General features: G+C 42.6%; 21 protein-coding genes, 1 tRNA gene and 1 pseudogene. 10 read left to right on the top strand and 13 right to left on the bottom strand.

What is annotated here, in order from left to right:
• The first annotated feature begins 32 nt into the window (after positions 1 to 32).
• On the top strand, positions 33 to 719 hold the full coding sequence (locus tag ABEB05_RS13075) for a YceI family protein (protein ID WP_265790809.1): 687 nt from the start codon (positions 33 to 35) through the stop codon (positions 717 to 719).
• Here the strand turns inward: ABEB05_RS13075 and ABEB05_RS13080 are convergent.
• From ABEB05_RS13080 to ABEB05_RS13090, 3 genes are all read right to left on the bottom strand, one after another.
• The gene (locus tag ABEB05_RS13080; protein WP_265790811.1) at positions 708 to 2,072 is read right to left on the bottom strand and encodes a sigma-54-dependent transcriptional regulator; all 1,365 of its coding nucleotides are present in this window, start codon (positions 2,070 to 2,072) and stop codon (positions 708 to 710) included. The genes ABEB05_RS13075 and ABEB05_RS13080 overlap by 12 nt on opposite strands.
• 3 nt (positions 2,073 to 2,075) lie before the next feature.
• Positions 2,076 to 3,383, bottom strand: coding sequence for a two-component system sensor histidine kinase NtrB (locus ABEB05_RS13085; RefSeq protein WP_265790813.1), 1,308 nt, complete (start codon positions 3,381 to 3,383; stop codon positions 2,076 to 2,078).
• Positions 3,384 to 3,446: 63 nt separating this feature from the next.
• A complete protein-coding gene (locus tag ABEB05_RS13090) occupies positions 3,447 to 3,920 on the bottom strand; it encodes a DinB family protein (protein ID WP_265790815.1) in 474 nt (157 codons plus the stop codon).
• 396 nt (positions 3,921 to 4,316) lie between these two features.
• Here ABEB05_RS13090 and ABEB05_RS13095 point away from each other — a divergent pair, with 396 nt between their 5' ends.
• Both ABEB05_RS13095 and ABEB05_RS13100 read left to right on the top strand, forming a co-directional pair.
• Complete coding sequence (locus ABEB05_RS13095; RefSeq protein WP_265790816.1) at positions 4,317 to 4,727, top strand: helix-turn-helix domain-containing protein; 411 nt, start codon at positions 4,317 to 4,319, stop codon at positions 4,725 to 4,727.
• A gap of 50 nt (positions 4,728 to 4,777) precedes the next feature.
• Complete coding sequence (locus tag ABEB05_RS13100; protein WP_265790817.1) at positions 4,778 to 5,071, top strand: hypothetical protein; 294 nt, start codon at positions 4,778 to 4,780, stop codon at positions 5,069 to 5,071.
• Positions 5,072 to 5,166: 95 nt separating this feature from the next.
• Here the strand turns inward: ABEB05_RS13100 and ABEB05_RS13105 are convergent, their stop codons facing one another.
• Entirely contained in the window at positions 5,167 to 5,733 is a 567-nt protein-coding gene (locus tag ABEB05_RS13105; RefSeq protein ID WP_265790818.1) for an NUDIX domain-containing protein, read from the bottom strand.
• 79 nt (positions 5,734 to 5,812) lie between these two features.
• Between ABEB05_RS13105 and ABEB05_RS13110 the strand changes: the two genes are divergently transcribed.
• From ABEB05_RS13110 to ABEB05_RS13120, 3 genes are all read left to right on the top strand, one after another.
• On the top strand, positions 5,813 to 6,403 hold the full coding sequence (locus tag ABEB05_RS13110; RefSeq protein WP_265790819.1) for a CDP-alcohol phosphatidyltransferase family protein: 591 nt from the start codon (positions 5,813 to 5,815) through the stop codon (positions 6,401 to 6,403).
• Between the two features lie 75 nt (positions 6,404 to 6,478).
• Positions 6,479 to 7,432 carry a signal recognition particle-docking protein FtsY gene (ftsY, locus tag ABEB05_RS13115; RefSeq protein ID WP_265790821.1) on the top strand — a complete coding sequence of 318 codons (954 nt, stop codon included), beginning with the start codon at positions 6,479 to 6,481 and terminating at the stop codon, positions 7,430 to 7,432.
• 385 nt (positions 7,433 to 7,817) lie between these two features.
• Positions 7,818 to 10,745, top strand: a complete 2,928-nt coding sequence (locus ABEB05_RS13120) for a CHAT domain-containing protein (RefSeq protein WP_265790823.1) — start codon at positions 7,818 to 7,820, stop codon at positions 10,743 to 10,745.
• Positions 10,746 to 10,775: 30 nt separating this feature from the next.
• Here the strand turns inward: ABEB05_RS13120 and ABEB05_RS13125 are convergent, their stop codons facing one another.
• From ABEB05_RS13125 to ABEB05_RS13155, 7 genes are all read right to left on the bottom strand, one after another.
• Positions 10,776 to 12,155, bottom strand: coding sequence for an amidohydrolase family protein (locus ABEB05_RS13125; RefSeq protein WP_265790825.1), 1,380 nt, complete (start codon positions 12,153 to 12,155; stop codon positions 10,776 to 10,778).
• A gap of 163 nt (positions 12,156 to 12,318) precedes the next feature.
• Positions 12,319 to 13,890, bottom strand: coding sequence for a cation:proton antiporter family protein (locus ABEB05_RS13130; protein ID WP_265790827.1), 1,572 nt, complete (start codon positions 13,888 to 13,890; stop codon positions 12,319 to 12,321).
• A gap of 131 nt (positions 13,891 to 14,021) precedes the next feature.
• The gene (locus ABEB05_RS13135) at positions 14,022 to 14,372 is read right to left on the bottom strand and encodes a cupin domain-containing protein (protein WP_265790829.1); all 351 of its coding nucleotides are present in this window, start codon (positions 14,370 to 14,372) and stop codon (positions 14,022 to 14,024) included.
• Between the two features lie 84 nt (positions 14,373 to 14,456).
• Positions 14,457 to 15,488 carry a glycoside hydrolase family 5 protein gene (locus ABEB05_RS13140; RefSeq protein ID WP_265790831.1) on the bottom strand — a complete coding sequence of 344 codons (1,032 nt, stop codon included), beginning with the start codon at positions 15,486 to 15,488 and terminating at the stop codon, positions 14,457 to 14,459.
• 391 nt (positions 15,489 to 15,879) lie between these two features.
• Positions 15,880 to 16,635, bottom strand: coding sequence for a LytR/AlgR family response regulator transcription factor (locus tag ABEB05_RS13145; RefSeq protein ID WP_265790833.1), 756 nt, complete (start codon positions 16,633 to 16,635; stop codon positions 15,880 to 15,882).
• Between the two features lie 15 nt (positions 16,636 to 16,650).
• Positions 16,651 to 17,463, bottom strand: a complete 813-nt coding sequence (locus tag ABEB05_RS13150; protein WP_265790835.1) for a sensor histidine kinase — start codon at positions 17,461 to 17,463, stop codon at positions 16,651 to 16,653.
• Between the two features lie 301 nt (positions 17,464 to 17,764).
• Entirely contained in the window at positions 17,765 to 18,820 is a 1,056-nt protein-coding gene (locus ABEB05_RS13155; RefSeq protein WP_265790837.1) for a histidine kinase, read from the bottom strand.
• Between the two features lie 339 nt (positions 18,821 to 19,159).
• Here ABEB05_RS13155 and ABEB05_RS13160 point away from each other — a divergent pair, with 339 nt between their 5' ends.
• Together ABEB05_RS13160 and ABEB05_RS13165 are read left to right on the top strand one after the other, a co-directional pair.
• On the top strand, positions 19,160 to 19,642 hold the full coding sequence (locus tag ABEB05_RS13160) for an ankyrin repeat domain-containing protein (RefSeq protein ID WP_265790839.1): 483 nt from the start codon (positions 19,160 to 19,162) through the stop codon (positions 19,640 to 19,642).
• A gap of 473 nt (positions 19,643 to 20,115) precedes the next feature.
• Positions 20,116 to 20,244, top strand: a pseudogene (locus ABEB05_RS13165) (integrase core domain-containing protein); the annotation flags it as partial.
• 390 nt (positions 20,245 to 20,634) lie between these two features.
• Here ABEB05_RS13165 and ABEB05_RS13170 read toward each other — a convergent pair.
• Positions 20,635 to 20,708: transfer RNA gene (locus tag ABEB05_RS13170), tRNA-Asp, on the bottom strand.
• Positions 20,709 to 20,812: 104 nt separating this feature from the next.
• On the opposite strand from ABEB05_RS13170, the gene apaG reads away from it, so the two are divergent.
• The gene (gene apaG, locus ABEB05_RS13175) at positions 20,813 to 21,223 is read left to right on the top strand and encodes a Co2+/Mg2+ efflux protein ApaG (protein ID WP_265790841.1); all 411 of its coding nucleotides are present in this window, start codon (positions 20,813 to 20,815) and stop codon (positions 21,221 to 21,223) included.
• Positions 21,224 to 21,312: 89 nt separating this feature from the next.
• Here the strand turns inward: apaG and ABEB05_RS13180 are convergent, their stop codons facing one another.
• On the bottom strand, positions 21,313 to 21,831 hold the full coding sequence (locus ABEB05_RS13180) for a glutathione peroxidase (RefSeq protein ID WP_345694298.1): 519 nt from the start codon (positions 21,829 to 21,831) through the stop codon (positions 21,313 to 21,315).
• 116 nt (positions 21,832 to 21,947) lie between these two features.
• On the opposite strand from ABEB05_RS13180, the gene ABEB05_RS13185 reads away from it, so the two are divergent.
• The gene (locus tag ABEB05_RS13185; RefSeq protein WP_265790842.1) at positions 21,948 to 22,685 is read left to right on the top strand and encodes a hypothetical protein; all 738 of its coding nucleotides are present in this window, start codon (positions 21,948 to 21,950) and stop codon (positions 22,683 to 22,685) included.
• Positions 22,686 to 22,688: the final 3 nt, after the last annotated feature.

The following is a 22,688-nucleotide window of genomic DNA, read 5'->3' on the forward strand; positions in this document are numbered from 1 at the left end:
CCGCTTTATTTAATAACTCAATCAACAAAATCTTGAAACTATCCTTCTTCATAATACTGGCAATCTCTCTGCTATACCCCATGGCAAGCGGGGCGCAATCCCAATCCATGCCGGGAGAGATTACTATCGAGCAAGGCGGGCAATTGTGGATTGAAGGTTCTGCCGGCCCTGTCGATTACCAGTGCAATGCTGAAGAACTTTCGGGCAAGGGACAAATAAACAATCGTTCGAATCCCCAATCTGTCGTTACAAATGAAGGAGATGTGCAGGTTTCTGTTACCCTCCCCGTTAAGTCACTCAACTGTGGTAAAAGCGGGATGAACAGAGATATGTATGAAGCTTTAAAAGCTACCAAGCATCCTACCATCAGTTATCAGCTTCTGGATGCCTCAGCGGTTTCATCTGATCAGAAATCTTCCGATTCCGTTTCTGAAAATCACGATAATGGCTGGATGAACATTAGAACGTACGGCATCATGCAAATTGCCGGCGTAAAAGATACCACTACGGTAACAGTTCAGGGCAGGGTTTTAGAGAATAATAAATTCCAGGTGAAAGGGATCAAAGAGCTTCATATGGATACCTACAATATTGATCCACCCAGCAAAATGTTCGGTCTTATTAAAGCCAAAAAGGAACTGACCGTTCATTTCGATGTTACAGTAACCCTCCAGGATCAGGCGCTTTCGGAACTAACAATAATCGGTCTAGTCCGATAAACCAAGGCGTTCCATTTTTCGGTACAGGGTAGAAGGATCGATACCCAGCAAGCGCGCCGCTTCCGATTTATTACCTTCCGTTCGTTTTAGCATGCTCTGGATGTGATGCTTTTCAAATACCTTTACGGCTTCATCCAGCGATTCACTGTCCATAGTTATATTTACCTCACTCGAATCCACTGACTTTCTAATTGCTACCGGCAGATCCTCTAACTGCAAATAATCGTTATCACTGAGTAAAACCGCTCGTTCAATAATATTTTCGAGTTCCCGTACCTGTCCTCTCCACTGGTATGTCATCATAGCGCTCATCGCCTCGCTGGAAATGCCCTTAAGATTACGCTTAAGCTCCTTATTATATTTTTGTAAAAAATGGTGGGCCAACAGCGGAATATCTTCCCGGCGCTGTTCCAAGGGGGGAAGTGGTATTTCTACTACATTTAATCGATAATACAAATCATCCCGGAAATTGCCCTTCTCTACTTCAGCTTCAAGATCTTTATTGGTCGCGGAAATAATGCGCGTATCAAAATTCACGTGACTATTTGATCCCACCGGCTTTACTTCCCGTTCCTGCAGCACCCGCAACAAGTTTACCTGAAGATTAAGAGGGATTTCAGCAATTTCATCCAAAAATACCGTTCCGCCATGAGCTGCCACAAATACACCATCTTTATCAGAGGAGGCTCCCGTAAAAGCTCCCTTTGTGTGGCCAAATAATTCTGATTCAATCAGATCCTCGGGAATAGCACCGCAATTAATAGCCAGGAATGGTTTCTTAGAGCGATCACTGTTAGAATGAATAGCCCGGGCGATAAGCTCCTTTCCCGTTCCGCTGTCTCCCGTTATCAGTACGTTGCTGGTGGCCTTACTTACCCGCTCTACCATTTTATAGACCTTCTTCATGGCATCACTTTCACCGATAATATGATTGAAGTTGTACTCCTGGTCGATCTGTTCCCGTAAATACTTATTTTCCTGAATCAGATTTTTATGCTCCAGCAGGTTTTCTATCCGGATAAGCACCTCATCAAAATCGAGGGGTTTCAAAATATAGTCAGCTGCCCCCTTGCGTAATGCCTCAATTGCCGATTCGATAGTTCCGTGAGCCGTAATAATGATTGTAAGTGTATTGGATGAATGTTGCAGGGCGTATTCCAGCACTCCAAGGCCATCGGTTTTCGGCATTTTCAAATCAGTAATAATGATATCAAAACTGTGCTTATCTATGGCTTCTACCGCCTCTTGGCCATCCTTAACTGCAGTACAATTATATCCCTCATCTTCTAATACAATAGTAAGAGATTCACGTATACCCGATTCGTCATCGGCCACTAATATTGATCCTGTCATAGTTTATCTTTTTGAAATCGGCAATTTAATCGTAAATGTTGTTCCTTTGTCTTCCTCAGAATCCACCCAAATTGAACCATCCATCTGGGTAATTATCCCATGACTTACGGATAATCCCAAACCCGTTCCGCTTCCTACTTCTTTGGTCGTAAAAAAAGGCTCAAAAATTCTGGATTGATACTCTTCCTTAATCCCCTTACCTACATCGGAAACGGTTATCTTAATATAATCATCCTGACTTTCAGTGGATATCATCACCTTTGGATCGGCGACCCTTTTCATTGCGTCCACTGCGTTTAGCAATAGGTTTACTACTACTTGGTGGATCTGATCGGGCACACAAGAAATAGCGGGCAGACTATCCGAAAGATTAAGCTCAAAGGCAACATCCCGACAGCGGGCATCGTGCTTTAAGAGACCAACCGCTGACTGAATGATATCGTTTACCTGCGCATGTTCTGTTTTTTTATTTGATGGACGGGAAAAATCTACCAGCTCGCGCACTATTTTATTAATGCGCTGGATATGCTCCCGGACTTTTTTAAGCTGATTTTGTATAAATTCATCATCGGTTTTTCGCTGGCATACCTGAACAAGCGATGAAATAGCGGTAAGGGGATTTCCAACCTCATGGGCTACTCCTGCGGCCATATGTCCCACCGTTGCTAACCGCTCGGACTGCTGAATTTGTTCCTGTCGCATCTTTATATCCGTTAAATCACGCAAAATCTGGGAATGCCCGACAACCTCATTATTCTCATCCCTTACAAACGATTCTGTCAGGTTTACCAGTTTCCTCTCCCCGTTCTTGGTTAGTCTTTCCGTTTCATAATTCTGTACATAACCCTGCGATTCCATGATTGAGCCTATTTCCCCGAATTCATCCTGTTCAATCAGTTCTGGTGGTACTATTTTTTCAATCGAGCTCCCGATCATTTCATCCCGATTCCATCCCAGCATTTTTTCAGCGCCGCGATTCCAGGAACCGATCACCCCCTTATTATCAAGAGAAATAATAGCCTCAGCAGAGTGCTCAATAATATCACTATAACGAAGCTTAGTAGCCTCAAGCTGGTCTTCATAGTATGCCCGATAGTTATAAACCGTCCAGGCTGCCCAAACCATTAAAACTAACGAAACAATAATCCCTCTGCTAAAATAAAGCCACCGCATGGTATCCTGTGGAGTATCAGACAGCAATGTTTGATCAATTATTTCAAATGCCCCATATATTACCCCTAAAATAATGAGCGCCGTAAAAAATAAATATCCTATACGCGCATCCCGTAAAAACCGTAATAAGTCTTTCATACTATATGTGTATTCATCTGCTACATACGAACTTTATGAAAATAAGCTATTTAACCCTCTGTTTCACCAGCTACCAAGCATGCGACGAATCAGCACTATTTGGCCAATATGATAGGCACTATGATCTACAATAAGCATTGCTTCCCGAAATAGTGTTTGTCCATCTCCGTGAGGGAAGGGTTGTTGCAAGTCATTTTCCGGATCATCGATCAACTTACGCATCTCTTTGAGACCATCGCGTACTGCCTGAATCGCCCTTTCCATTTCCGCTTCGTTTTCGGGGCTCGGCGATTCGGGCCAATAGTCGTCCGGCCAATCAATTTCCTTATAATCAACATTCTTAGAAAACTCCAGGATATCATCCTGAGCAATCCGGATATGCTCGATCAGCTCCCAAATAGTATGAGGAACTCCTTCTACCTTTATTCCCGCCTGCTTATATGTGAGTCCCTGTACCGCCTGGTTGAAATCAACATGGGCATTCCGGCCCTCCAGCTGTTCAAGCAATAAGTCACGTACTGTTTTTTTAGGCTTCATATACGGATCATTTCCGTTTACGAATTACTATTAGCTACTGAACCATAAGGTAATAACAGAATAGCAAAAGTTCTCTTTATATCAGTACTATATTATTAGGGTGGATAAGAAAAAGAATGACACTATAATGGATTACTTAGAAGAAAGGAAAAGTTAATTTAAAAAGGAGGGTAAAACAACAAAAGCCCTGCAGTTGCAAGGCTTTGTTTCAATCAACTGTTTACAATATACGAGGATTACCCCATACGGAACAAGTATTTTTTATAATTAATGATTAATACCCAAGTAATATATAATTAATAGAAATTAAGCTTTAAGTAATAACTAAGTATTATTACTTTGATATGGTTTCAAGAGAACCACTATTACTATAATAAAACACTAAATTTGCGCACAATGCCCAGACAACTTGGAAACCTTACCCTTTATTCGGTGGATGACCTCCATGAACAGTTAGGGCTCAGCAAAATGACCATCCGCACCTATTTGCGGGAAGAAAAGATCCGTGGTCGCAAGCTGGGCGTTAAGTGGTATGTCACCGAGGAAGCTTTACGCGAATATTTCGGAGAATCCACAGCATCACCCAGACAGAAAAAGAATAGCAAATCCAAAAATTATCGGTATGTTGTTAAAGGAATTAATGATTTGGTAAGCGAACAGGAACAGTGCGACACCATTGAAGAAACGGTCAGCTGTATCGAAAACCAAGCAATTATCAGCCTATTCCAGGTGGCCGTGGTTGACAGTGAAACCGATGAAATTGTTGAACTGATTAAAGCCCGGGATTTCCTGGAACGGCATCAATAGATTTATAGCAAAAACATTACAGCACAACTTACAACCAAAGTTATTCCATTATGCTTCAGCAAGACGACACCAAACTTGAAATTTTTGGGTTCGGAGACGAAAACGATGAGGAAGATACCTTTTATTGTCTTGTAAATACGAAGAAAAGTCCCGATGGTATTGACCTGGAGAAACTTTCTAACGCGGATCCCCGAAAATTCGATGAAGCGCTCAATGAGATGGGCTGCATTTTACTATTGCGCGGGGATGAGATTGAAGAATTGATCAACCGTGATGCCATTACTGATGCCGATCTCCAGAAGTCCCTCTATGAATTAGCCGTAGACGAGGGAATTATTAAGTAATTCATTTAATATCACAAGATAGACTGAGCCATTGCAATAGAATCACATACTCCTGGACAGCATATAGTACCAGGGAGTAAATCCTTAATAGCTTTCTAAATATCGAAGGGACCTTCTTCTTGCCACCAGTGCCAGGTTCGCAGCAGGGCAATGATGGTTTTCCCATCCGTAATTTCTCCCTTATGCACCATCTGCAAGGCTTCCTGAAAAGGCATGCGTTCCTTTATTAAAAACTCATCATCGTCGACCTGCTGCCTCGCTATTTCAATATCCCAGGCTGCATAAAGATGAATAATTTCATTCGAATAGCCTATTACAGGGTAAAAATGGCCAATATAAGCATAAGAGCTGCAAATGAGTCCCGCTTCTTCGTGTACTTCTCTTTTAGCGGCTTCTCCCGCGGTATCTTTGGGATCCAGCTTTCCGGCGGGTACTTCATAAAAAATACTTTTAATCGGATATCGGAATTGCCGGACCATCATTACATCTCCGTTTCTGAAAATCGGAATAATAGCTGACGCTCCGGGATGATCAATCCATTCACGGGTAGAGTTTGATTGGTCCGGTAACCGGACTTTATCAAAAAAAACGTGTAGCAACCGGCCATTAAAAACTTCTTTTGAAGATAAAGTCTGTTCTACGAGTTTTTGGGAATCGTTCATAGTCATATTTTTATGTATCTTAGACACTAAACTATTAAATATAGTACTTCGTCAATAATAACAAAGAAATTGCATTCTCTTGGGCGAAACATATAACATAGATCAGAAAAAAATAGAGGTAAAAGAAGACCTGCTAACCTGGTCAAATGCTATCTCTTTTTCGCGCATACTGGTTGCCCTGCCCATTGTGTACCTGCACTATACAAATGGCCAACATATTACGTGGACAATTACCATACTCGTTTTGTATGGTATCTTCTCAGACTATCTGGATGGTTATGTTGCGCGCGTTACGGGCAAAGTCACCGAATGGGGCAAAGTTCTGGATCCGGTGGCGGATAAGTTCTGTGCTTTTCTCCTGTTTTTTTATGCGGCCTATATCAATATCATCCCGTTGTGGTTTTTTATCATTGAGATATTGCGTGACTTTATCATAATGGCCGGATCACTATATATCCGCTACCTTCGGGGCAAAGTTGCCATGGCGGGGATGTCCGGGAAAATCAGCGTTAATGTACTGGGACTCTATTGGCTTGCCGCCTTTTTTTTTCCTGAAGCCACGGCCGCTCAGCAAATGCTAATGGGTGCATCACTGGCTCTTATGTTTTTCTCCTTCATTGATTATCTTTACCGATTCAATGAAATACGGAAGGGAGTAGAGTTTAATTGAATGATAATCGTAAATTTTCAGCACTAACAACATACACAAGCAGTGTATGTATAGCTTTATAATCGAAGAAATCGTATGGGTTTTTTAGAAAAAATAGGTCTCAAAAAGAAAGAAAAGGTCGAAAAAGGCGTTGAAAAAAGCCGATCCGGCATCATGAAAAAGATTGGTAAGGCTATTGCCGGTAAGGATACTGTAGATGCCGCCGTACTCGACGAGCTGGAAGAAATTCTTATTACCTCGGATGTAGGCGTTAAGACCACGCTTGAAATTATCGACCGCATAGAAGCACGCGTGGCACGGGATAAATACCTCAACAGCAGTGAGCTTCAAAGGATACTGCGCGAAGAGATTATTGCCCTGCTTAAGGATCACTCCCCTGACAAGCCAGCTGAATTTGACGCGGAATTTCCGCAGAAGCCCCATATCGTAATGGTAGTAGGCGTAAACGGAGTAGGCAAAACAACCTCGATCGGGAAGCTGGCGCATCTCTATAAAAAAGCCGGTAAAAAAGTAATGCTGGGAGCGGCTGATACCTTTCGCGCCGCGGCAGTGGACCAGCTTAAAATATGGAGCGAACGGGCGGACGTTCCCATCATTCAGCAGGGACAAAATGCTGATCCTGCGGCTGTGGCCTATGATACCGTAGAATCGGCCAAGGCCAAAAATGCCGATGTAGCACTGGTCGATACGGCCGGACGCCTGCACAATAAAAAATCGCTGATGCAAGAGCTGGCTAAAATAAAACGGGTGATGGGCAAAGTGGTTGAAGATGCCCCGCATGAGGTGTTGCTGGTGCTTGATGCCTCAACGGGTCAAAATGCGATGCAGCAGGCCAAAGCATTTACCGATTTTGTAGATATTACCGGCCTGGTGCTTACCAAGCTGGACGGCACCGCTAAAGGAGGGATCGTAATTGGGGTTTCCAACGAATTGGATGTACCGGTCAAATATATCGGCGTGGGTGAAAATATCGAAGACCTGCAGGTCTTTGACCGCGAGCTGTTTGTCAACTCCATGTTTAGCGACTAGTGGCTATTTTTGCCCGATGCACGGTGCACATCTTTCAACTCATCCAATAAAAAAGCCATGCTAAAAATAGCATGGCTTAAATCTATCGTATTTCGTTAAAGAATTATTCTTTTCCCTTACTCCCTGCCGTCATCTTCCTCATCAGTATCTGTTTCAGTTTCATGGTCAGGCAAAGCAAATTTAATCGACGTAAGTTTGTGATCTTCGATTAGTCCAAACATAATGATCTCCTGATTTTGTTATGATTTATATATAATTGGCGCCCCCTCAAACTGAGCACTATTATAAAGTGGTTTTAATTTGGGATAATATCAAACTTTTTAAATACTTTCTTATATATTAGTGGCTCAACGGCGATTAAAATAGCTGGGATTCAACATCTACCATGAACAAACGGTGGCTTTTCTTTTTCTTTGCCTTTCTTCTTCTACCGATTATAGTATGGGGACAAAGTATACAGCTGGCCGATTCTCTCTTTAAAACGGGCCAGCAATTTGACGAACGGGGCCAGATGGAGGAGTCGGAATTCTACTACCGCGAGGCCTATCAGATCTATCGCAATTTCCAGGATACCACCTCCTGGCTGGAGGCTGGAAAAGAATATGCCAGCGCCATGGTGTACCGCTCAAAGAATGAGCAGGCTCTGGAGTTATACCAGCAGCTGCTGAAGGTCGACCACCCGGCTAATGACACCTATAACCGGGGCGATCTCTACAACAGCATGGGGTGGGCCTCCAACCGAATGGGGAAGCCCGACCAGGCGCTGTCTTATTATGAGCAATCGCTCCCCCTGGCCGAAAAATCCGGGGATAAAGAGCTAATTGGCGTAGTATATGACAACCTGGGCAGCGCGTATCACCGAAAGGGGAACTACAGCAAGGCGCTGGAATTCAGCCAACGAGCTCTCCCGTACTTTGAAGAGATCGACAATCAGAGTTCTATTGCCATTACACTCAATAATATAGGCAATATTTATGAAGCCCTATTACTGTATGACCAAGCCCTAGAATACTATAATCGAAGCCTTGATCTTCAAGAAGACATAGGCAACGCCCATTCGTTATACAGCGTTTATAGTAGTATTGCCGGCGTACAGTTTTCACTTGGCAATTATGATCAGGCACTGGTGTCCCACCAAAAAAGCCTGGAACTGGCCCGCCAGACGGGAACGCCAAGCAGTATTGCTTCAGCCCTTAACAATATTGGCTTATTGTACAAACGGCTGGGTGAATACGACAAAGCCCTGGACTATTACCAGCAGAGCCTGGCAATGAAGGACGATATGACCAGTCCCCAATCTATTGCCGTTACTACTAAAAACTTGGGTATGCTGCTTTGGGAGCAGGGAAAGACCGAAAAGGCCGCTGAGCATTACCGGGAAGCGATGGAGCTGCGCAAGCAAGTTGGCAATCCCTATGATATCGCTTCCTCACTAAATACCATGGTAACGCTCGAACTTGAAAACAAAAATTTTGAGCAAGCTTGGGAATATGCCTATCAAATTCAGCAGATTGGAGATTCTACCGACAGCTATTCGATCCTGGAGGACGCCGCTACCTATGCCGGGCATATTCATGAAGCCCAAGGAAAAGATCGGGAAGCCCTGCAGCATTTTAAAAAAGCCCACGCCTACAGCCAGTTCCTGCCGGAAAACAAACAACTAGCTTCTCTGCAAAATCTGGCCCGGCAGTACCACAAAATGAATTCCGACAGTGCGCTCATCTACGGTCAGCAGGTCATAGACATCATCGAAAACAACCGTTCCAGGGCAGGGTCTGTTTCAGAATTAAAAACAGGATATTTTCAAAAGCATTCCGACTTTTATATAGAATTGGCTTCCTGGGTTCTGCAATACAAAAAGGACACGTCCCGGGCTTTCGAGCTGGTTGAACAAGCCAAGGCCCGGGCATTACGGGATGATCTCGCCAAAGCACGACAAAACATCGACCAGCAGCTGCCCGAAGAAGTCCGGGTTGAGCGCAATGAAAAGCGCAACACGATTGATTCGCTCTATACCCAACTGGATATCACATCTGATCTGCAGGAACAGTCCCAAATTAACCAGACCATCCAAACGGCAGAGCTGGAGCTTGCAGCTTATGAAAACGAGCTGGCTGAGCAATACCCGGTTATTCAGAAAGTACAATCATCCGAGGCCATCAACTTAGAACAGGCTCAGTCCCTGATCGACGAAAATACGGCGGTATTACAATATGCTATTAGTGATAAAGACCTGCTTATCTTTCTTATCTGCCAGGATGATGTACAGCTTAAGCGGGTCCCCATTGCCGAAGGGCAATCAATCGATAGTACCCTGACCCAACAGGTAGCAGGTTTCCGGGATGCCATACTCTCGAACGCACCCAAAGAAACCTTACAGAAACATTCCAAAAAACTATTCGGCACGCTCATCCAACCCTTTCAACAGCAGCTGAAAAACTATGAGCAATTAATAGTGGTACCCGATGGGGCACTGGCTTATATGCCCTTCGAAGCGATATTACAGAACAACCGGTATTTAGTTGAGGATTATCACATAAAATATGTGCCTTCTCTCACCACGCTTACGCTACTGGATCAATCAAGACCGGAGAAACAGAACGATTTATTAGCCGTTGCGGGATCACAGTTCAATGAGAATACATCAGAGGTCAGCCTTAACAGTACCGGACGCCTTACGTCACTCCCCTCTACCAACATGGAAGTAGATTCCATCGCCTCACACTTCCAGCAAAAAGCGATACTTAAGGATGATCTGGTAACCGAACAAAATCTTAAGAACCGGCTTCGGGAAAACAGCTACCAATATGTTCACCTGGCTACGCATGGCATTATTGATGAATCACAACCGGGCCGGAGCGGACTGGCACTTTCTTCCGGTGATGAAATTACGCCATCCTCCATAGAAGATGGCATGTTGCGTAGCTCTGAGATATTCGGCCTCAATATTAATTCGGATATGGTAGTATTGAGTGCCTGCAACACCGGACTTGGCAAGGTGGTTAAGGGAGAAGGCATGCTGGGTATGCAGCGTTCTTTCTTCTTTGCCGGAGCTTCTACAGTGGTGGTGAGCCTGTGGAATGTCTATGACCGCTCTACCGCTTCCCTTATGAATGAATTTTACAAGGCCCTTTTAAACGAAGAAATGCAAGAAAGCTGGATGGACACCGCCCTCCGCTGGATTGGCTGGGATGAATCGCTTCCCTTTGGACTAAAAGCCCCGGCAATGCGACAGGCGAAGCTACAAATGATTAATCATCCGCTATTCAATCATCCGGTCTACTGGGCACCATTTATTGTAGTGGGCCGCTAAAAAAGCAGCAGCAATAAAGACTCAACAAATCTACTGATGCTTTTTAGCGATGGATTCCAGTCGCTTGTCAATATCCTCTCTGGAAAGCCAGTTACCGCGATACATGACCCCGGCAATATTATTTGAATTGGAAATATCATCCAGTGGATTGGATTCCAGCAAAACCATATCCGCTACTTTTCCTTCAGCAATAGTCCCGCTATTCTCCAGGTCATCCAAATATTTGGCCGTATTATAGGTACCGGTTCTCAATGCCTGGTAGGGTGTCAGGTCTGAATTCACGATATAACGCAGCTCATGGTGAACCGAAAATCCAGGGACATTAAAGATTTGAGGAGCATCGGAACCCAGCAAGAGGTCTGCCCCCGCATCGTGCAGCGCCTTGATCATATCACGACGGAGCCGTAAATATTCCTTTGCTAACTCTTCGGTATATATATCATGGCCGGTAATTGACTTTTTGCTGTCTATCCACTGTTCAACCGTTTCATTGGGCATATATTGAAATTCCGGGCGCTCGGCCAGTTCTTCCGGCGGGTCTGTACCCAGTACATGTTCAAGCAAAGCTTGTGTCGGGACATTCCAGGTTCCGCTTTCTGCCGTCATCTTAGCAACCTCCGGTACACGGCTCCGGTCAACATAGGGCACTGCGTGCATCCCAAAATAAATAACTCCGGGATCTTCAACCTCCTCCGTATCCAGTGTGTCTCCTGCCAAGGCCTCCATATATTTGTCCAGGTGGTCAATCGTCGTTTGTCCTGCTTCAATAGCCCTTTCTAGTCCAACGGAAGCAGGGACATGTCCGGAAAACTCAATACCAACTTTATTCGCCTCTTCGGCGATTGCGTTGTATTCTTCCAGGGTAAGTCCGGGAAATATTTTTAAGAAATCGTATCCGGCCTCGTGCTGGTCGCGAACCCTCTGCCGGGCGTGCTCAAGGCTGTCTACGCTCTCCCCACTGAAACCCGGACCTGAAGTGTAAACCCGGGGACTTACGATTTCATTTTGAGCGGCTTGCTTTTGCAAATCAAGATGGGATGGTTCTCCCAGCATCCCCCGGATAGTCGTAATACCATTGGAGAGATAGAGAAACAGCACATCCTCCACATATTCCTGCTCTGCATCCCCGGATGGAATATGGGCGTGCATTTCCGATAAACCGGGGATCAGGAATTTCCCCTCTCCGTCAATCCGGCTGGCTGTTTCTGGTATCCCTGCCTGATCTGCCGTGACAATTCGTACAATCTGATCATCCTTAATGAATACGGTACGATTCTGCAGGACCTTCCCGTCATTGTCCATTGTAATGACTCCTACATTTTCGATCACTTTATCGGCATCAACCGTTTCCTGTGTCGAACAGCTGAGCAATAATCCCACTAGCCCTAATAGCACTATTTGTATCCGCATAATATTATCCCTTTATATTTATATGAATGGATTTAAGTGCCTACAGTAAATAAATCCCACCAAGTACCCAGTTATTGTCAATGAAATAATTTGATTAAAATTTTTATCAAAGTAAACTTTTCGGGAATCTACACAATAGATAGAATAAAAAATGAGGCCAGTATCAGGTCCTGAATTCCGTACTGAGAATCATCTCTTCTGATCCGCTTTTATCTGACAGGCTTAGCTCCGCCAGTTTTTGTCCCGCTTGGGTAATAGGCAGACAGACGGCGCTGGCACCTGCTTTTGCTAACGCCCTGTGTTCTTCCTCTTGTGTTGTAAGGGCATAAATAGATCCTTTAAACTTGTTGGAACGCATATACTTAGTGGCATTCACCTTTGCTTCCGGACTGCCAATTGCCAGAATAACAGATTGTATATCACTCAAATCAAGGGTGCTCCAAAGTTCAATATCCTGCATATCACCATAGATTACGCGCCGGCCTTCCGACAGGTTACTTTCAATACGAGCCGGATCTATATCCATCCCTACTACGTGCTTTTCCTCTTTTTTAAGTCGATCATAAGCAGCCTGACCAGCATTACCCATACCCACAACAAGGAATTCGGCTGATCCGAGAGATATGGTCTGCTGGTCGGGATGCCGCACGTCACGCTCAAAACGGATCAAAAACATTTCCATGCGTTCCCACAGTTCCTCTTCCCAGATCGAAATGGGGGCATTCAGGGCGAAGGAGATCGCGGTAAGCAGGGCAAAAGCGACGACCACTCCTTCCGGAATAAATCCCGCAGAAGCTGCAACCGAACCGGCAATCAGGGTGAATTCACTATATGAGGTAAGGGTGATGGTTGCAACAAAGGAAGTTCGTGCTCTCAATTTAAAGGTCAACATCAGAATAAAAAACATCACTGCTTTCAGAGGAAGGATAGCAATTGCAGCCAGGGCAAGGTAAAAATCCTGGAGCCCTGGGAATCCTGCTAATCCCACTTCAAGGAAAAAACCCACCAGAAACGCTTCTTTCAGTCCCCAGAGTTTTTTTGAGAGCTCATCTGCTACCTCGTGACCGGATAACAGCATTCCCGCAGCCAGTGCTCCCAATTCCGAGGAAAGGCCTACTCCCTCAAAAGCAGCCCCACCTCCAATAGCCAGCATCAGGGCAAAGAGAAGCTTAAGCTCTTCCTCATTACTGAGTTCCACAATTTTAATTACCGCAGGACGAATAAACGGCAACCCAAACAGAACAAGACTCCACGGGGAAGGTACCGTGCCGCTGGTTAAACCCAATAATACGATCGCTACTATATCCTGAAGAATGAGAATACCGATGGCCACCCGTCCGTGGAATGCCCCGAGTTCATCCCTTCGCTCCAGATTTTTGGCCGTCAAAACGGTACTTGAAAACCCCAACACTACCGCAATAATGAGAGAGGCCAGCAAGCTGTATCCAAAGGCTAAGGCAACCGGAACAAAAATAGCAGTACTGAAGAGCAGGTGCAGTCCACCTGTTCCCAGAACCTCAATTCTAAATATATTCTTTAGCCGCAGATGAAGTCCAACAGTAAAAAGCAGTAATAATACTCCAAGATGGGCCACTTCATGAAGTGCCGCGCCGGCCTCATATCCATAAACAGAAAGAAGCATTCCTGCTGCCAGGTAACCAACTAAAGGAGGGAGTTTTATCCGGGAAACCAGCATCCCGAAAATAAAGGCCATACCAATCCAAAGAATATCCATCTAATGTATCTTCTGAAAATTCATTTTCATCTACGATTCGTTTAAAAAGCCCTTGAGCAGCAGGCAAAGTAAAACCAAATATATAAAGTATATGCTATAAATACTTGGTTTTATTCTGCTTTGTGCCTTCTTTAATCCAGCGTCACAAAAATGGATTTCCGCGGCTGGTTATCAACCGCTCGGCTGATATGCCCGCGACCGGTGGTATCTTCAGCAAGCAGTACGTCTCCCGTACTAAAGCGGCGTACCGTGCCATCCCCGATTTCCACATCCACCGCTCCTTCCAGCATAATGATATATTGTCTTCGGGGAGCATTATGCCAGTCGTAATCATATTTAGGTCCTGTCTCCCTGAAAATAATTCCCGTGGCCTCCTCCAATTCCGAAAGCACTCCGATATCTCCGGCATCTTCCAAAGCTATTTCAATATCTTCGAATTGAGATTCTCCGTCCTCTCCGGTATATAAACGCGTTATCTTCATTTTTCTGTACTTGATTTATTATGGTTTAGAACACCAACAGCGGCAAGTATTCAGTTGAACTTTTCTCATAATTATTTAGATAGGCTATTGCAGCTCTGGACTATTGGGTATCAGAGCCTCCAGCAGTCCTTCTCTCCACTGGTTATTATCCCGATCATAAATGCCGAAACCTGCTCCAAACTCCCAGTAGACCCAGCTAAACCCACGCTTTTCGGCTGACCGACGCATATAAGCTGTCCATATCTCCCTGGATTCCTTTGGTGCTTCGCTGTAGGCCCCGAATTCGCCCATATGGATCGGGCGGTCATGTTCCTCGGCCCACTTCTCGACCCGGTCAAACTCCTTATCGAGCTCCGCTTTCTGTTCTTCCGTTCCGGTCCACGTAGTTCCGATCCACTCATCGGCTTCCTCACCCTCACCAACCCATTCAGCTCCCTGGTGTGTAAATTGGAAGGGATTGTAGTTATGGACGGTCACAATAATATTCTGGTCTTCAGCGGGAAGAGAAAGGTCTTCTAATCCACCGGTACCTCCCCAGGGAGCGGTTCCGATAACAATCGTGCGATTGGGATTGGTTAGCCGGATTGCCTCCAGGGCATCTTGCAAATATACATTCCACCGATCCGGACCAAGATTATCATGCGGTTCGTTAAGTACTTCAAAAAGAAGGGTATTGGGAAATTTCTTGTAATGGTCTCCAATTTGTTTCCACAGCGAAATAAATCGCTCCCGATGTTCTTCCGGCTGTTCCATCAATGCATTGTAATGGTGAATGTTAATCATCACCAGTAAATCCCGGTCCATAGCCCAGTTCACCACTTCGTCAACACGCTCGAAGAAATCCGGATCAATGGTATAGGGTTCGGTGCTTTGAGCATGAGCATTCCATCGAATTGGTATGCGGACCGCATCAAAACCGGCCTTCCGGATAAGCTCTATATACTCTTCCTCAATTACCATTCCCCACTCTCCCTCGCTGGGCGCTTCGAGCGCATTACCAAGATTAATGCCCTTGCCAAGTTTTTGGTTTAACTCAAAAGGATTAAAAGCCTCAGCCGGATTTTCGGGTGGGGAGTAATCATTTTCTGTAGAATCTATCGTATTCCTATTGTTCATACAGGATGTCAGAGAAAAAAGAATAACGAGAACAAAACAAAAACCGAAGTTACATCTCATAAGGATGGTTTAAGTGGTTGCTGTTGGAGTCGAAGTACTTAATCTAAGAGGTTTTCCATGTGCATACAAAATTGCATCTCATTATAGCTAAGAAAAAAATTTATGGTTAAGATTTTGATAATAGACTTTCACGAGATGACTACAGGAATTCCACACGAAGTTCCATTGCAAATCATATGACTCATTTGGGGATTGACCAGACAGTGTTAGGTACTTTTCTTAATCTCAAAAGTTTGCTCAGGAATGGCCAGGTAAAAGCTATTTATGATAGACGTGAATATAAAGACAAGCGTTAAATCAACGGGGGGAGTGAGAGCGATCAGAGGCTGAACTAAAAGTTTTGAAATTCCTGTAACAAGCTTTTATAGTTTTTACTCATTTTTTGTTTGACATCATTCTTCATGTGAACCAGATAATTGCCATAATTATGGTCTTCTATTTTGATAATCCAATCTATATTGACAATGACGGAACGCGAAATCCGATAGAACTGTGATGGATCAAGGCACTCTTCAAAACCGGAAAGAGTGTGACGAATAAAATACTTTGCTTCTTCGGTGACAATCCTAACATAATTGCCGTCCGACTCCATCCACAGTACATCATCTGAGTTTATCAGAAAATATTCCCCATTCTTTTTTATTATAAAGCGCTCGAGTGGATTCTTTTTCTCTATGTTATGAAGGGCAGATTTAATCTTTCTGTCATATTGTGAAGTATGACGATCTTTCTCTTTTAAAAAACGATTGAGACTTACCTGTAAGCGATCTTCATCCAGTGGTTTGTGGATATAGTCAAGAGCTTCTACCTCAAAAGCTTTTACAGCATATTCACTGTAGGCGGTAACGAAAATAAAATAAGGAAGAGGCTCGCATTCGATGTTATCTATAACTCTGAAACCATCTATTTCAGGCATTTCTATATCTAAGAAAACCAGCTCGGGACAATATTCATTGATAGTATTAATAGCTTCAAGCCCGTTTTTACAGGTTGCCAAAATTTCTATATACCCAAAGTTTTTTAGCAGTGCCGATAACTTTTCCCGGGCGTGACCTTCATCATCAACAAGAATCGTTTTTATCCTCATGATATCACCTGCTTATCAAGATGTCACATTTGCTTTTAAATCTTTCTCAGGAATCAATATTTCTGATATAATACCTCCGGATTCTAAAGAAAGAAGGTTTAATTTTGCACTTTCTCCATAGTATAACCTGATACGTTCCCTTACGTTTTTAAGTCCGATTCCTTTATCTTTTTCTTGACTTCTTTTTCGTAAACCGGGACCATCATCTATGACTGCTATACGGACATTATCTCCCCGGGATTCAGACTTTATTTTAATAGTGCACTTTTTCATCGTTTTTGCCACCCCATGCACCAGTGAGTTTTCAACCAATGGCTGAAGTAAATAACGGGGAATCTGAACATTCATGGTTTCCGGCGCAATGGAATAGACAACTTGTAGCCGATCATGGAAACGATGTGCTTCAATAGCGAGATACTTTTTGATGAAATCCACTTCTTCTTTCAGGGAAGATTGTTCTGGACCGGACCGGTCAAAGGTATTTTTCAAAAGCTTTTCCAACTTATCCACCATTTTTTTGGCGGTGTCCGGATCGGTAGAAATCATTTGATCTACCATACTCAGGGTATTAAATAAAAAGTGGGGCTTGATCTGAGCTCTTAAGCTGGATAAGCTGGCAAGTTCCAGCTGTGACTCTAGTTCATTTGATTTCCGTTTAATGTTGCCAAGTTCTTCATAATATTTACTCAAGCCTAACAGTACAACGAGCCCCCAATAGGTAAAAAATAAAATTGAACCAATGCTAAAAAATTGCCGAACTAAAATAGATTCGATTTGATGATATCCCATCCCAAAGAAAAATACTCCCTCCAGAAAATAGAAGATCATCAATTGAAAAACTATTAAAAAGACCGGCATGAACAGTAGGCTAAGGAGGATATGAAAAAGGATATTACTGCCACTGTTGAAAATGGGTTTACTTACAGATAACCAGTAAATGAGCGGCAGAAACAGAATTGGGGTTATAGCTATCAACCCAGAACGTACAATTAAATTATAAAAACTGGCTTCTCTACCTGCATAGAAATATAGCGCTGGTATAAACGTGGTGATAAACAAAACTGCAAAGAGTATACCCAGGAATAGACCGGTTTTAACTTTCGGGCTCTTTAATAACCGAATATTCATGCTATTCCACCTTCATATATAAGTAAATGGATAAACAATCATTATCAACTTCAGCCTTTAGTGTACTGCCAGCATATGGAGCAAGTAAATCATTTATTTCCGCAAACTGATCATCGTTCTTTAATTTACCCTCCAGCGTTTCTGCTTGTTCGATCGGGTAAAATTCAAGAACCAAATGTATAAAATCGGCATTGATCTCCGTTGATCTGCATACAACCTTCTCAACCTGCCGCGTAAAATCTGCATATCTTCCAAAAAACAACTGCTCAAAAAAGGGAGCCATCAACACCAAAGAGGGTATTTCTATATCTAAATGAAAGTCATCTATCTTTTGATGATATGATAACTCCCGCCCTAATCTGAGTTTCAAAGCCTTTAAGTAATGTTCCAAAAATTGGAGATTCTTTTTAACGGGAATACGCTCTTCCTGGATGTTATCAATCAAATTTCGCAGCTGCTTACTTAAATTTAACAGTAAGGCAGATGCTTTTTCGGGATTTTCGTGCATATTTTTTTTGATAAAATCCAGATTAGGATAAATGATCTCAGGATTAAGTTTCAGCTCTAATTGTTTAAAATTTTCTTTCTGTAGCTTCAGTTTTATTTCTGACTGATTAAGTAACCGGTTTTCCTTTTCCTGAATTTTGACCATGCCAACAGCTAATCCTATTGAGATGATGTAAATAAGCACACGAAGATTTAAAAACCCCATTACATCTCTGATTATAGTATCTACTATAAAGTTGGCCCCAATTAGTAATGAATTGAAATATACCTGCCATACAGAATGCACGGCAATTAACATTACCAACAGTAAAAGATGAATCGCAGCCGTTTTAACAGAAATAGAGGTAAACAGCCATCTTTTGGTTTTGTATAATTCTTGAACCGTAATAAAAAAAGCGCCTACCGGAATAAATACTACCACCTCAGCCAAAAAAATTCTCCCTAAGCTGAATGTCTCCCCCATTTCTGCCACAATAAAACTGGTGACTGTAAAATTATACAGTACGTAAATAGATGCAGCTACCGCTAAAACTAAACCCGACTGTTTCATTATCTGTATTCCTGTTGTTCTGCCTCTTATAGTGATTTAAAAGGTGTCATTTACCCTCATCATACTTACAAAATTCACTATAGTGCCACCGTTTTTTCTCTCTAAAGATACATTTAGTACCGCAAAATAAGGAAGAAAATGTGATGAAGTACTATAATATTGCAACGAATAACTTATCTCTATAGAAAAATAGTTACTGGTTTACTCCCATTTAATATTTCATCACGCTCTATTACCATTTTATCACATACTGCTATCGTTCGTCACTTAATCACAACCTCCATTCTTGCTTCGCGTATACTTCTTCAAGCACCCCAATACTAACCAACAAGGAAAACAATGAAAGCTATCAACTCACTTACCAAAGTATTCGGATTTCTGTTGATCTCAGTAATATTTATGACAGCAACAGAAATTGCGGAAGCACAAATGAAATCTGATATAATTCAATATGTATTGAAGAGCGATTCAAAAGCATTGTCGACTGCTCTATCGAACGGAGCAGATGTAAACCAGCAAACAAAAGTAGGAAATACTCCCCTCATGATTGCAGCTAAAATTGGTGATCGCCTGACAATTGAGGCACTTCTATCCAATGATGCTAACGTTAACTTACGTAATGACGCAGGAGCAACAGCACTCATGATTGCAGCAAAATATAACAATTCCCATATTGTTACTGCACTGCTTGATAACGGAGCTGATCCAACGATTAAAAATAATGATGGACATACCGCCTCTAGTTTTGCCAAGGCTTACAAACGATCTGAAATTTTTGCTCAGCTAAAATTAGCTGAACAAAACTTCATTGCTCAAAAGTAAAATATGTCGAACATGAATAATAACATATTCCAAATTGAAAATAAGAAAAGCCTTCCATACAAAATGGAAGGCTTTTTATATTGGTTCCATATTTTAGCAGCTGCTGTGGTACTATCAAATGATGCGGAATGCTTGATATACAATATACAATACCACTAGATATACCATCGAGCCTGTCTTTAACCAATAGAGTAGGTGATAGTTCTAAAGAATCGAGATAACTTAGCTTGATCAGCAACTCCGGTCGCCAGCTAAAGGTTTAAAACTAAGATTTATGGAGTTAAATTTTTGTATAAAGGTGCGAAAAGATACACTTATGTACAAAAACGCATACACTTATAAATAAATGTATGTAAACTTGTGCACATGTATGTATCAGAAAAAAATAATGCCATAAATGTCTTTAAAAAGCATGGCGGCATACTCAGAACTTCAGAAGCTCTGGCTGAGGGTATATACCGACAATCCGTATTATTGAGTCTTTTAACGGGAGCTTCCAAGACGAATGCTTGAACCTGCACTGGTTCCTTTCTCTTGTCGATGCTCGCGGGAAGATTGAGACCTGGAAGACCGAATATAACTCCTTCCGTCCGCACAGCTAACTAGGAGATGTAACCCCGAATGAGCACATTCAGAAACATCAAATAATGACCTATTCTCTACTTTTGACTGGGTAAATTACGGGGAGGGGCTCATAAACATTAGGTCTTGAACCAGACAAATCTGCAATCAATTATTCAGATTTTCTTATATGTTTTAAGATCACGTCGGTAATCCGATCTTGATGTTCAATATCATCTGCTCGTATCCCATCTATTTCTGCACAGCAACTGAAACTTATGCAAAAAGAGCTTGTCTCCAAACTTGAGTATCCCTTAAGAATAGAACTAATAGAAACCTTGTACCAGACCAGAAGGAGGGCTTTAAATTTGGCTAACCATACAAAACAAAAAAGCCGCTAACTCTTTGCGAGATAGCGGCTTATAATAATGCGATCCGGACGAGACTCGAACTCGCGACCTCCTGCGTGACAGGCAGGCGTTCTAACCAACTGAACTACCGGACCAAAGAGCTCCAAATATAACTACCTTATCGCACACATGTCAAGCTCTAATTTTATTTTCTTTAATGCTTTTGGTTGACTCATATAAATTAGTTACCATTTAAAAAATGGATAACATACTGCTTATGTATCAACCGACATTTATAGAAGTTTCTCACGACATTAGTGTCGAAGTAAAACCGGTTTACCTGGAACAGGAGTCGAGTCCTGTGTCCAATAAACATGTCTTTGCTTATTTTATCTCTATAAACAACTTAGGATCGCGAACCGTAAAGTTGCTCCGCCGGCATTGGCTTATTGAAGACTCTATTGGCGAAACGCACGAGATAGACGGGGAAGGAGTTATCGGACAAAAACCCACTATCCCACCAGATGGTGAGCATTCCTATAACAGTTTCTGTGTGCTAAATTCGTATAAGGGCAGTATGAAGGGATTTTATACCATGCAGACTATGGATGACCAGGTTTTAAAAGTACGCATTCCAAAATTCCTGCTGATTTCACACCTGTTGAATTAAACTATTGGTCAAAAATAAAAGGAGGACCGTAAGTATCAGTTACGGCCCTCTGTCGGGATGGTGATGGGATGTATTAGGGATACAGTGTATTAACTATCCAAAGACGTTTCTATTGCCTTTAAAATTTCATCACTTTCAGGTTTTGTATCACTGCGAAAACGATGGACTAACTCCCCGTCTTTTCCAATCAAAAATTTCTCGAAATTCCACTTAATCTCGCCGGTAAAATCGGGGTTTGAAGCCGTTGTGAGGTATTTAAACAGAGGATGCTGATCTTCACCCTTAACCGAAATTTTTGAAAACAACGGGAACCCTACATCGTAATTCACATTGCAAAATTGCTTTATTTCCTCGTCACTGCCCGGTTCCTGACCTCCAAAATTGTTCGCGGGAAAGCCCAAAACCTCAAACCCCTGATCGTTATACTTCTCATAAATATTTTGCAACCCCTCGTACTGGGGAGTAAAACCACATTCAGACGCCGTATTAACAATAAGCAGTACCTTCCCTTCATACTTTTGAAGAGGTGTTACCTCGCCGTCAATGTTTGTAGGTTCAAATTCATATACAGAAGTATTATTTTCACCCATAAACGAAAAAGTAAGCATGAATAAGGTTATCAGTAATCCGAGAGATTTCATAGATTGTAAGCTGTTGTTTTATTTAATGTAACTGAACATATAAATGTAAATTTATGAATAATCATTCCCTAAATGATTGTCCAATGATACGATCTTTTTTAGTTATTTGCCTAACGGCGGGAATTATATCTGCTCTACAGACCAATGCCAGGGCACAGATGTTTTCTATGGATAATGACCGCTCCTCTTTATCTCGCATAACATCTGAGGTATATCTCGGTTTAGAGCCTACCACAGTAACGTACCAGGGAGATGAATCTGTTGAACTGCCCGGACAGTTTAACTATGATGCTCCGATTATTCGTGTCGGCTATAACGGCCGCAGCCTCAACCTTTTTATGGGGGCTGGCGGAGAAATTACCGGAAGCGATAATGTAGGTTATTTTGATGTGGGCGGAAATATAAATTACGGGTTTCCACTCTATGCTACTGAAGAAGTGCTTATCCAACTGCCCATACAAATCGCCTCCAGATATGTAAATATTACCAATAGTCAGAATGTTGCTACCCTGGATCGTTTCCGCTTTGGCAGCCTTACGGCCGGCACCGGTATCAAAGCAATGGTTCGTCCTACTCAGAAAGTACGTCTGCAGGCCGGAGCAGTGCCGGCTTATGGCTTTTCGTTTGCTTCCGGAGGACTTTTTGGCGGATCATTAGGATCACTCGCATTGAATGGACGGCTTTATCTCGACCGGCTATTTAATAATAATATAGGCTTAAGTTTCGGATACATGTACGAGCTTCGCAACTATAATGTGGAGGAAGAAAGATATGACTACCGGATAAAAGGACACAGCCTTCAACTGGGAATTACTTTTTAAATC

It is taken from the genome of Fodinibius salicampi, assembly GCF_039545095.1.
In the GTDB taxonomy this organism is placed as follows: Bacteria; Bacteroidota; Rhodothermia; order Balneolales; family Balneolaceae; genus Fodinibius; species Fodinibius salicampi.